The organism is Flavobacterium sp., assembly GCF_039932285.1.
In the GTDB taxonomy this organism is placed as follows: domain Bacteria; phylum Bacteroidota; class Bacteroidia; order Flavobacteriales; family Flavobacteriaceae; genus Flavobacterium.
In genome coordinates this window covers 25,979-37,097 of the sequence record NZ_JBDTQE010000021.1, presented here as the reverse complement: position 1 = coordinate 37,097, position 11,119 = coordinate 25,979, and the positions used below count along the sequence as shown (strand labels likewise).

General features: G+C 29.8%; 11 protein-coding genes. 3 read left to right on the top strand and 8 right to left on the bottom strand.

Translation table 11 applies throughout. The annotated features are described in order from the left end of the window. Together ABI549_RS06000 and ABI549_RS05995 are read left to right on the top strand one after the other, a co-directional pair. Positions 1-215: deoxyhypusine synthase family protein (locus ABI549_RS06000; RefSeq protein ID WP_348075551.1), on the top strand; the 215-nt coding region annotated here is incomplete at its 5' end. Between the two features lie 9 nt (positions 216-224). Then, positions 225-644, top strand: a complete 420-nt coding sequence (locus ABI549_RS05995) for a DNA primase (protein WP_348075550.1) — start codon at positions 225-227, stop codon at positions 642-644. Between the two features lie 63 nt (positions 645-707). On the opposite strand, the gene ABI549_RS05990 is transcribed toward ABI549_RS05995, so the two are convergent. The 8 genes from ABI549_RS05990 to ABI549_RS05955 all read right to left on the bottom strand — a co-directional run bounded on the left by ABI549_RS05990 (position 708) and on the right by ABI549_RS05955 (position 9,385). Continuing rightward, positions 708-1,037, bottom strand: coding sequence for a ribonuclease Z (locus ABI549_RS05990; protein ID WP_348075549.1), 330 nt, complete (start codon positions 1,035-1,037; stop codon positions 708-710). Positions 1,038-1,151: 114 nt separating this feature from the next. Continuing rightward, a complete protein-coding gene (locus ABI549_RS05985; protein ID WP_348075548.1) occupies positions 1,152-1,280 on the bottom strand; it encodes a hypothetical protein in 129 nt (42 codons plus the stop codon). 110 nt (positions 1,281-1,390) lie between these two features. Next, the gene (locus ABI549_RS05980; protein WP_348075547.1) at positions 1,391-3,361 is read right to left on the bottom strand and encodes a KUP/HAK/KT family potassium transporter; all 1,971 of its coding nucleotides are present in this window, start codon (positions 3,359-3,361) and stop codon (positions 1,391-1,393) included. Between the two features lie 99 nt (positions 3,362-3,460). After that, a complete protein-coding gene (locus ABI549_RS05975) occupies positions 3,461-4,138 on the bottom strand; it encodes a response regulator transcription factor (protein WP_348075546.1) in 678 nt (225 codons plus the stop codon). Continuing rightward, positions 4,131-5,177: an ATP-binding protein gene (locus tag ABI549_RS05970; RefSeq protein ID WP_348075545.1), complete on the bottom strand. Its 1,047-nt coding sequence runs from the start codon at positions 5,175-5,177 to the stop codon at positions 4,131-4,133. Before ABI549_RS05970 ends, ABI549_RS05975 begins: the two co-directional genes overlap by 8 nt. Before the next feature lie 88 nt (positions 5,178-5,265). Continuing rightward, positions 5,266-6,192, bottom strand: a complete 927-nt coding sequence (locus ABI549_RS05965) for an aspartate carbamoyltransferase catalytic subunit (protein WP_348075544.1) — start codon at positions 6,190-6,192, stop codon at positions 5,266-5,268. 1 nt (position 6,193) lies between these two features. Further along, positions 6,194-6,730 carry a bifunctional pyr operon transcriptional regulator/uracil phosphoribosyltransferase PyrR gene (gene pyrR / locus ABI549_RS05960; RefSeq protein ID WP_348075543.1) on the bottom strand — a complete coding sequence of 179 codons (537 nt, stop codon included), beginning with the start codon at positions 6,728-6,730 and terminating at the stop codon, positions 6,194-6,196. Between the two features lie 231 nt (positions 6,731-6,961). Next, positions 6,962-9,385: a T9SS type A sorting domain-containing protein gene (locus ABI549_RS05955; RefSeq protein WP_348075542.1), complete on the bottom strand. Its 2,424-nt coding sequence runs from the start codon at positions 9,383-9,385 to the stop codon at positions 6,962-6,964. A 206-nt stretch (positions 9,386-9,591) separates the two neighbouring features. Between ABI549_RS05955 and purB the strand changes: the two genes are divergently transcribed. Further along, complete coding sequence (purB, locus tag ABI549_RS05950; RefSeq protein ID WP_348075541.1) at positions 9,592-10,935, top strand: adenylosuccinate lyase; 1,344 nt, start codon at positions 9,592-9,594, stop codon at positions 10,933-10,935. The last annotated feature ends 184 nt before the right edge of the window (positions 10,936-11,119 follow it).

Below are 11,119 nucleotides of genomic sequence, written 5' to 3'. Positions count from 1 at the left end.
TGTTGTATCAAGATATGGAAATGCATGACATTCCGTTTTGGAGTTATTTCTGTCAGATTTCAGATTCAACAACCAGTTATGGTTCGTATTCCGGAGCAGTACCAAACGAAAAAATTACTTGGGGAAAATTAGATGTTGATACTCCAAAATTTATCGTAGAATCTGATGCTACAATTGTAGTTCCCCTTATATTTGCTTACATTTTAGATTTATAATATATATTTATGAAAAGAGTTATTGTTGATTATTCAAAACTTACAGGAGAAATTTTAAACTTATTAGTCGAAAAATTTCCCGACGGATATGATGATTCAAATATAGTACGTTTTAAAAACGCAAAAAACGAAACTATAGAAGCTGTAGAAGTACGCACTGTTGACACTATTTTTCTAGTAAAAATAAGTACTAAGCTTTCTGACAGAATCATAAACTATGATGAAGATGATGAATTGGCAGATGATCTAGAAGGTTCTGATGATAGTTCAATTGATGCACTAAAAGAACTGGAAATTGACGATGATGCTGATGACGATGATGACATAGAAAAATCTGACACAAACGACGGAGATGATTCTGACGACGACGACGATGACGATAGAGATGAACCAATAGATGAAGATTCTGACGAAGACGATGAAGACTAAATAACAAAAAGCTCCAATATCTTGGAGCTTTTTTTATACTTTTATTTAAAAAAAAAGGCTAATCTAAAAACCTAAATCTCTTTCTATTTCTTCCATTTCAATAATATCGTGAGCTTCCAGAATTGAAGGAACTACTACAATATTTTTTGTATTTGCATTAAAATCAAATTCTGAAGCAACAATCACAAATGATTTTTTCTCTTTTTTGTGCATTTTATAAAAATCGGTAAACAATAAAATATCTTTAGCTACTAGGTTTTTATAAGATGATAAATCAATTATCAAATTATGTTTACTAAAGCTTGTCTCATGATCTAATTTTAACAAAAATGAAGTCAAATCACCTTGAGTATCTTTAATAATAGTTGTATGCCCTTTTTCTTCTACTTTCATTTATTATTTAAATTATTTAATCTGGATATAAAACAAGAAGGATTATAGAAACAAAAATATCAAATTACCAGTTAACTTCCTACTAGACGTCATAATAGTTTTTAATCGTTAACATTAAATTCTAAACAAAACTGCAAAAATAATTCTAGTTTCCGTTTTTACTAAATTAGGTCGCCAATTTGATGGTAATGGAGTTGTGGTATAACCAGTTGGAGAAGTCATCTGTCCGAGCCATTTTGCCATGTCATATCCATTCTGTCAAATGGTGTTTTTTCTAGTTTCGATTTCAACTAATCTATTTTTTAGCTTAAAATAGTCGCAATAAAGTACGAATGACGAATCTCTTTTCATCGCTATCTTTTTTCTCTATCTAATTTTATGTTTGTTATGGGTTGATAAACCAGAGGAATTTGTTCTATCTCAACATCAGATTTTTCTAAACCAAATGCTTTTTCATCGCTTACTCCTAAACGCTTCAAAAAGAAATAACCTCTTAATAAAAAACCTTCTCTTAATGCGAATTCATTTTCTATTGATAAAAATTTCTCGATTACAACAAACTTAAAATCTGGTTCGCTATTGTATTTGCTCGATCCGTCAGGACGAATATGCAAATTAAGTTCTTTGTTTGCTACTAACTCTTTTACTATGTTTTTGAAATAAAGTTCCGTTTTAGGTTGTATTCTAAATCCAACATTAATATTCACTTTTATTACTTTATCGTCAACCAATTCTGAAACATCATAAGACAATGTAAATGGATCTTCGGTACGATTAATATGCAAAAACCAGTAAACATCGGCACGTTTTGGTTTTTTTGCAAAAATAGATTTGATTGTTTTTTCTTCTATTTCGTGTCTTCTATCTGCTTTGGTTAAATAAATTAAATGAGTTGCAAATTTTGGAATTGCATCGTCTTGGCTTAATTCTGTAAGCTGGTTACTGTATTTACCTAATTCTATAAATTTTGTAAAACGATTATTAATTTTTCGGGCATAATACCAAATATACATGACCATAAAAATGAATAATTCAAAGAATAAAAACATCCATCGTTCTTTTATTTTTGCCACATTGGCTACAAAAAATGCTATTTCTATTGCTCCAAAAATGGTTAAAAAAAGTATTACATATATTTTTTTCCATTTTAATCTGTAATAAATAAAATAGCTTAATAATAATGAGGTCATCATCATTGTAATGGTAATTGAAAAGCCGTAAGCAGCTTCCATATGAGCACTTTCTTTGAAATAAACCATCATTAATACACAACCAAACCAAAGTATAGTATTAATACTTGGTATATAAATTTGTCCTTTACTATCGCTGGGTTGTCTTACCGTTACTCTTGGCCAAAAGTTCAAGTTCATCGCTTCGCTTATTAAAGTAAAGCTTCCACTTATTAAGGCTTGTGATGCAATAATTGTGGCGCAAGTTGATATAATAATACTAGGCAATAGAAACCAAGTTGGAATGATTTCAAAAAATGGATTTCTACCGTTTAATAAAGTTTCACCTTGGTGCATCAACCAAGCCGCTTGACCCAAATAAGCAACAACCAAACTTATTTTTACATAAATCCAAGTAATCCGTATATTTTTAATACCACAATGACCTAAATCAGAATACAACGCTTCTGCTCCAGTTGTACAAAGGAAAACGGCACCAAGCAACCAAAATCCTTTGGGATAATTAACTAATAAATCATACGCATAATAAGGATTTAAAGCATTTATGATATCTGTATGTTGCAAAATTTCTTTTACGCCAAAAACCAATAGCATTGTAAACCAAATAGTCATAATAGGTCCAAAAGCTTTTCCGATTACTTGCGTTCCAAAACGTTGAAAGAAAAACAATAAAGAGATAATGGCTACGACAATTCCAACCGTTAAAAAGTTACCTGGAATAATAATATTCTCTAACCCTTTTACCATACTCAAACCTTCAATTGCAGATGAAACCGAAATAGGAGGCGTTATAATTCCGTCGGCAAGCAAAGTAGTTGCTCCTAGAATTGTTGGAATCACTAATTTTTTACCATAACGTCTAACTAATGCATAAAGAGAAAAAATTCCACCTTCGCCATGGTTATCGGCTCTAAGTGTAAGCCAAATATATTTGATTGTAGTTTGAAAAACTAAAGTCCAAAAGACACAAGAAACGCCACCATAAACCAGCATCAAATTAATATCTCTTGTTCCAATTATGGCCTTAAAAACGTAGAGTGGACTCGTTCCGATATCTCCATAAATAATTCCAAGTGCTACTAAAAGTGAGGCAATAGTAACTTTGCTTGCAACTCCATTTTTTGTTGTATTCATTATTTAATTTTGTTTAAAATTTTAATGATACAAAGTTCTATAAAATGGTATTTTCAGAATGTAAAGATATAAGTGCTAAATATAAAGATTTTATAAAGATTAACTAAAGCGATAACCTACGCCACTTTCTGTGATTATATGTTTAGGTTGATTGGGATTTTCTTCTATTTTTTTGCGCAATGTTGCGACAAAAACTCTCAAATATTGTGTTTCTGTTTGATAAGCAAATCCCCAAATCTCTTTCAGAATATATTGATGTGTTAAAACTCTTCCTTCATTTTTCATAAAAAGAGATAATAAATTAAACTCTGTTGAAGTAAGTTTTAGCATCTCATCATTTCGTTTTACAACTCTAGCGCCAAAATCTATTTGCAAATCATCACAAGATAAAATACTACTATCATTTTGCAATTGATTTCTTCGAATTACCGAACGAATTCTTGCCAAAAGTTCTGCAGTTCTAAAAGGTTTTGTTAAGTAATCTGTTGCTCCATTATCTAGCGCTTTTACAATATCTTCTTCACTACTTTGAACGGAAAGAATTATAATAGCCTTTGTGTACCAAGTTCGTAGTTCCTTAAGAATTTCGTGTCCGCTTTTGTCAGGTAAACCAATATCTAGTAAGATTAATTCTGGTGGATGATTTATTGCCAGAAGTGTTCCTTCTTTTCCTGTTTCTGCAAGCCAAACTTTATAATCATTACTTTCTAATGTTATTTCAAGTAATTTTCTTATTGGTGCTTCATCATCAATAACTAATATTTCGGCTTTATTCATTTTTGAGATTGTTTAAATAAGATGTTTCGGTTGGAATAGTTATTGTAAAACAAGCACCTGAATTTATATTATTTTGTAGTTTTATAGCCCCGTTGTGCCCTTCAACAAAACCTTTCACAATAGATAAACCAAGTCCGCTTCCACCAGTTTTAGAATTTGGTAAACGATAAAATTTATCAAATACAAATTGTATTTCATTTTCGGGAAAACCGTTTCCGTTGTCGGAAACCAAAAATACACAATTATTAAGTTCGTAAGAAGCCTCAATATTTATAATTGAATTTTTTGGAGTATATAATATGGCATTTGTAACTAAATTTTGAAGTATTTCTTCAATTAATCCAGCGTCTAATTTAAATAACGGCAATTTTTCGTCTGGAATAAAACTTATTATATGTTTCTCTTTTATTGCAGTAATTTTTTGAATTACAGTATAAATAAGTTCATTTATATCGCACCAATCTTGTTTCAGGTTTAACATTCCTGTTTCTAATCGACTCATATTTAACAGATTTTCTACTTGTCTGTTTAGTCGAATACTCGCTTTGTCAATTTCTTCGAGTAATTCAGTTTGATTGTTTTGGGAAAGTTTATTTTTATTTTCTTTTAAGGTATCAATAGCACCAATAATTGTAGCAATTGGCGTTCGCAACTCGTGAGAAAGTGAATTAAGTAAGGTGTCGTAAAGTTTTATTGTTTTTACTTTTTCTTCTTTATCCCGTGCTTTACTTTCGGCTTCTCGAATTTTAAATGTTAACACAGCGTTTACCAATGCAATAATGAGGTACATTAGAAACATTAAAATATCTTCGGTATTGGTAATATGAAAAGTAAAAAGTGGTTGGATAAAAAAGAAATTTAAAATCAAACCGCTTAAAATTGCTGTTAACAATACTGGCAAAATATCAAAAAACATGGCAATAAGTGAAACTGTCATTAATAAAATTAATGCAGTTATACGGTAATCGATATATTTTGAAGAAAAAAAACAGAGGATTGAAACAATAAATACAAATGCAATACTAACAAAGCATTGCATTGGTATTGATTTTTTATTGGTATTTAATTTTCTCAAAATAAAGTTATCTTCTGTTTGAGTAAAAGTATAACTAATTATAAGGATATTTTTACTTAATTTTTGAAGCCAACAGATAAATTACTGCCATTCTTATGGCAACTCCATTTTCAACTTGATTTAAAATGACCGATTGTTTAGAATCGGCAACATCACTCGTGATTTCTACACCACGGTTTATAGGACCTGGATGCATGATTACAATTTCTTTATTTAGGGAATCTAATAAGTTTTTATCTAAACCATATTGCATAGCATATTCTCGTGTCGATGGAAAATAACTAATATCTAATCTTTCATTTTGCACGCGTAACATATTGGCTACATCGCACCATTCTAAAGCTTTCCTTAAATTTGGTTCCACTTTTACACCTAATTCTTCAATATATTTTGGTATTAATGTTTTTGGCCCACAAACTTTTACTTCAGCGCCTAGTTTCTGCAAAGAATAAATATTAGAAAGTGCTACACGAGAATGCAAAATATCGCCCACAACAGCTACTTTTTTGCCTGCAACATCACCTAATTTTTCACGAATAGTATAAGCATCTAGTAAAGCTTGTGTCGGATGCTCGTGTGCACCATCTCCCGCATTTACAATACTTGCCTTCACATTTTTAGATAAAAATACCGCTGCTCCTGGTGATGCGTGTCGCATAACCACCATATCCACTTTCATCGAAAGAATATTGTTTACGGTGTCTATTAAGGTTTCCCCTTTGGTTACCGATGAGCTTGAAGCTGCAAAATTTATCACATCTGCCGAAAGGCGTTTTTGAGCTAATTCGAATGATAGTTTTGTTCTTGTACTATTTTCGAAAAATATATTGGCAATGGTTATATCTCGTAAGGAAGGAACTTTTTTAATAGGTCTATTAATAACTTCTTTAAAATGATCTGCGGTTTCAAAAATGAGATTAATATCATCTTCATTAATATATTTGATTCCTAATAAATGATTTACACTTAATTCCTTCATCTTATTTTGTAATTAATTCAACCGAATCCTCTCCAGCTGTTTCTGACCAATTTACCACTACTTTTTCATTATTTATAGCATCAACTTGACGTCCACGATAATCTGGCTGTATAGGCAAATGACGACTAAATCGTCTGTCAATGAGTACTAAAAGTTCTACTTCGCTAGGTCTTCCGAAAGATTGTATAGCTGATAATGCTGCATTAATACTTCGTCCTGTATAGAGAACGTCGTCTATAAAAATTACTTTTTTATTTTCTACAAGGAAATCAATTTGGGTTTTATTAGCTTCTAATGTTTCGCCACGACGAAAATCATCTCTAAAAAAAGTAATGTCCAAAAATCCTAATGAAATGTCTTTGATTTGGTATTCTCTTTCTAAAATTTGTTTTAAACGACCAGCCAATTGCGTTCCTCGAGGCTGAATTCCTATCAAAATAGTATTGGAAAAATCAAGGTGATTTTCTATTAACTGACAGGCCAAACGATGAAGTATGATGTTAATTTCTTTATGATTGAGCAAAATTTTTTGACTCATATACTTGTGTTGTTTGGAGTGTAAAATTAATTAAAAAAATGAATAAAAATACGATTGCATAAAAAAAGCCTCACATTGTTGTGTCAAAAAAAATAATTTCAAAAAATTGACACATTTTTTGTGGCAAAAAAATAATTTCAAAAATTTTGCCACAACTTTTGCGATACCCACAAAATCAATTCTTTAAAAAAGTGTATAAAAAAAACCTTACATTTCTGTAAGGCTCTCAATTTAATTTTTGATGAACTTGGTATTGCTTGTTCCTTTGTCGGAATTTATTTTAATAAAATAATTCCCTGATGTTAAACTTGAAACATCGACTGTTTTGGTGTTTTGTGCATTTGGAATAACTAAAACCAATTGTCCTAAAGTATTGTAAATATTAATTGAAGTAACTTCAATAGATTCTTTTATTGAAATATTCAACACCTCTTTTACAGGATTTGGGTATAGATTAAAATAATTAGAGAATACAAAATCGGAAACACTCAAAGCTGTAATAAGAGTTGTAGAAGTATTGGTTATAATTGGAAAATTATAATCGAAATAGATACTGGCAGTATTACTAAATGTATCGCCACTTATTAATGTTGGAAGTGTTTTAATTTTAAAAGCTACATAACCATCATTATTCACATCATCAAAAGGAAGGTTAATGTTTTGGAAAATAAATTCTACTTTATTTTCTGCAGTAATATTCGTTACAAAAGAATGACTTCCTTTTATAGGAATTATTGAGTTAACATCAAATTTTGCAGTATCAATCATGTCTTTTACTACAATATTTTGGGCATTGGCAGTACCATTATTTTCAAAACGAATCAAATAATGAATATATTGTCCTACTTTTTCTATTCCTAAATTATTTCCTTCTAAACACGTTTTGTCGTTGGGGTCTAAAGAGTTAACAACGGTTTGATTTAAGAAAAATAAATTATCAATTGGCATATCGTCATTAGCTACACTCGAAATTTCTGTCCAATAATATAAAATATCACCGTTATTTACTGCTGGTGTTTCTATAGGAGAATTAACGTTTAGTGTAAATGTGATTTCTCTAGTTTCAAAGGGTAGTAAGTTAGTAAAAGCCCAAGATAAATTATATCCTGTTTGAGTTGTTACTGCTGGAGCTGCAGAAATAAAATCTAAAATTCCATCATTAAAATTTACAGTTACATTTCCTGATTGCGTAGTATTTCCTTTGTTTTTATAGATAATTTTATAAACGGCATCAAAACCTGGTCTAGCTCGAACGATTGGTAAAATAGATACTTCTAAATCAGGATGAACACTATTGGCAGTAACGCAAAAATTTTGAGTAAATGGGCTAACTTGGTCTGGGAAAGTAACACTTGCTGTTGATGGTGAAACAGTAAAATAAGTTGAATTTTCAAAAACGGGAGTAATTGTATGTGTTCCTGCTTGAACTGGAATAGAATAATCACCCGTATTATCAGCAATTAAACTACCACTATTTACACCATTTGTAATATTAAATTTTAAATTGTATAATGGTAAATCCAAAGCATCACAACCATTATTGTTAGCATCAAATTTATTTTGACCTTGAATCATGTAAAATGTTCCTCCAGGAACAAAGGAACAATATGAATTTATTTGAATTTGATTTTGTAAATTTAACTCTGTCATTCTTGTATTAAAATCATCAAATTCGCTTTCATCAATACATATATAATTTAAATTTGGACAATTAGTAATAGTATTAATATAATTATTAAAATTGTTTTTTAAATTTAATGCTTCTAAATTATTCATGTTTTCAAAATAGAATTCAAGAACGTTAAAATTATAATTTGAAAAATCTAGACTAACAATATTATTTCCAGTAAGATTAAGAAAATTCAATTGAGTGCTTGTCACCGAAGATAAATCTATTGATGTCATACTATTATTACCCAGTCCTATATGGGTTAAATATGGATATGGTGAAAAATCAATATTTAAAATTGGATTGCCAGCAACGTCAATGTAAGTAACATAATTAGGATCAATAATTGAACTTAAATCTAAATTAGAAATATTATTTCCTCCACAGTCAATTTTTTCAAGATAAATTAAATTTGAAATATTTAAGCTTGTTAATTGATTATTATAACAATAAAGCTCGTTAATATTATTTGATGCTGATAAATTTAATGTTCCTAAAGGATTATTAGTGGTATTAAGCCTCGTTAGTAAATTAAAATTAGTAAGATCTAAACTCGTTAAATTATTATTATAAATATCAAACCATGATAAATTACTAAAACCTGAAAAAACAAAATTGGCTAATTGACAATTATGACAGTCAAGTAATTGCAATTGTGTTAATCCAGTAAGATTTAAATTTACGATAGGATTGTTATAGCAATATAGATACTTTAAGTTGACAAATTGTTCGATTCCAGTTAAATCAATAATATTTGAATTAAATACTTTTAGTGAACTCACATTTAACGCCTCGTAAGAATCTATCTCTCCATCATTGTTAGCATCAATTTTAAAATAGTATCCACTCAAATTACTTGCAATACTATTACTAGGACTAGCTGCCAACAACTTTGCTTTAAAATTAGCATCAGGGAAATTAATAATCTGTGCATTACCACTCACAAAAAGAAACAATGCAACCAGTAAAAAGTATTTTTTTTTCATTTTAGAAAATTTAGTTGGGCAAATATAATGATTATGTATTATGTATTATGAATTGAAGTGATTTAAACTCCCATATTCAAAAACAATATATAAAAAAGTAGGTTTTTATTACATTCTATAAAATAAATGGGAATAAAAATTTAATATCTTAAATCTAATATCTTAAATCTGTTTATCTTTGCATTTTTTAAACAACAACACACAAAATGCAACTAACTGAACTGAATGCTGTTTCGCCTATAGATGGTCGTTACAGAAGTAAAACCAAATCACTTTCCATCTATTTTTCAGAAGAAGCCTTAATAAAATATCGAGTTCTTGTAGAAATTGAATATTTTATATCGCTTTGCCAGATTCCTTTACCGCAACTTAAAAATGTAAATTCAAATGTATTTAACAATTTAAGAAATATTTATAAAAATTTCTCTACCGAAGATGCCCTTTGGATCAAAGAAACTGAAAAAACGACCAATCATGACGTAAAAGCAGTAGAATATTTTATAAAAGATGCTTTCGAGAAATTGGGTTTATCTGAATACAAAGAATTCATTCATTTCGGATTGACCTCTCAGGATATTAACAATACTGCGATTCCGCTTTCTACCAAAGAAGCGTTTGAAAAAGTATATTTACCATCATTAATTACTTTAGTTTCTAAACTAAAAGATTTAAGTACCGAATGGAGAGATATTCCTATGTTAGCAAGAACACATGGACAACCAGCTTCTCCAACTCGTTTAGGTAAAGAAATAGGCGTTTTTGTAGAACGTTTAGAAGAGCAAATGCGTTTGTTGTTTAATATTCCGTTTGCAGCAAAATTTGGTGGAGCCACAGGAAATTACAATGCACATCATGTCGCTTATCCTCAAATAGACTGGAGAAAATTTGGAAACAATTTTGTTGAAGACACTTTAGGGTTGCACCACTCCTTTCCTACTACACAAATTGAACATTACGATCATTTTGCTGCATTTTTTGATGCTTTAAAAAGAATTAATACTATTATAATCGATTTAGACAGAGATATTTGGACGTATGTTTCGATGGAATATTTCAAACAAAAGATAAAAGCAGGCGAAATAGGTTCTTCAGCTATGCCACATAAAGTTAACCCTATTGATTTTGAAAATTCAGAAGGAAATTTAGGCATTGCCAATGCCATTTTCGAACATCTTTCTGCTAAATTACCTTTATCTAGATTGCAACGAGATCTAACTGACAGTACGGTTCTAAGAAATATTGGTGTACCATTTGGTCATACTATAATTGCTTTTGAAGCTACTCTAAAAGGACTTGATAAATTATTACTAAACGAATCTAAATTTGCCGAAGATTTAGAAAAAAACTGGGCAGTGGTTGCAGAAGCTATACAAACAATTTTGCGCCGTGAGGGTTATCCTAATCCTTATGAAGCCTTAAAAGGCTTAACTAGAACCAATACAGTTATTGATAAAAAAGCGATTCATAATTTTATAGCAACATTAGAAGTTTCTGAAGAAATTAAAAATGAATTGATGCAAATTACGCCAAGTAATTTTTTAGGAATATAAAGAAATCATATATTTTTAGTTCCCTCTAGAAAATCAAAAATCCCAAGATTAATTGGGATTTTTGATTTTTTTTTAATTTAAGGTACAAATTAAACTTTTAAAGGAAAAACTAAACTATAAATCCTTGTATAAATTGTAATCTGTACAACAAAAAAACTCCCTATTTAAATTATAAACATTTTGC

What these genes read in the sequence shown, in the direction of transcription:
- pyrR (WP_348075543.1), bottom strand. Translation starts at nt 6,730, where the DNA reads ATGAGTCAAAAAATTTTGCTCAATCATAAAGAAATTAACATCATACTT.
- ABI549_RS05980 (WP_348075547.1), bottom strand. Translation starts at nt 3,361, where the DNA reads ATGAATACAACAAAAAATGGAGTTGCAAGCAAAGTTACTATTGCCTCA.
- purB (WP_348075541.1), top strand. Translation starts at nt 9,592, where the DNA reads ATGCAACTAACTGAACTGAATGCTGTTTCGCCTATAGATGGTCGTTAC.
- ABI549_RS05965 (WP_348075544.1), bottom strand. Translation starts at nt 6,192, where the DNA reads ATGAAGGAATTAAGTGTAAATCATTTATTAGGAATCAAATATATTAAT.
- ABI549_RS05985 (WP_348075548.1), bottom strand. Translation starts at nt 1,280, where the DNA reads ATGGCAAAATGGCTCGGACAGATGACTTCTCCAACTGGTTATACCACA.
- ABI549_RS05970 (WP_348075545.1), bottom strand. Translation starts at nt 5,177, where the DNA reads ATGCAATGCTTTGTTAGTATTGCATTTGTATTTATTGTTTCAATCCTC.
- ABI549_RS05995 (WP_348075550.1), top strand. Translation starts at nt 225, where the DNA reads ATGAAAAGAGTTATTGTTGATTATTCAAAACTTACAGGAGAAATTTTA.
- ABI549_RS05955 (WP_348075542.1), bottom strand. Translation starts at nt 9,385, where the DNA reads ATGAAAAAAAAATACTTTTTACTGGTTGCATTGTTTCTTTTTGTGAGT.
- ABI549_RS05975 (WP_348075546.1), bottom strand. Translation starts at nt 4,138, where the DNA reads ATGAATAAAGCCGAAATATTAGTTATTGATGATGAAGCACCAATAAGA.
- ABI549_RS05990 (WP_348075549.1), bottom strand. Translation starts at nt 1,037, where the DNA reads ATGAAAGTAGAAGAAAAAGGGCATACAACTATTATTAAAGATACTCAA.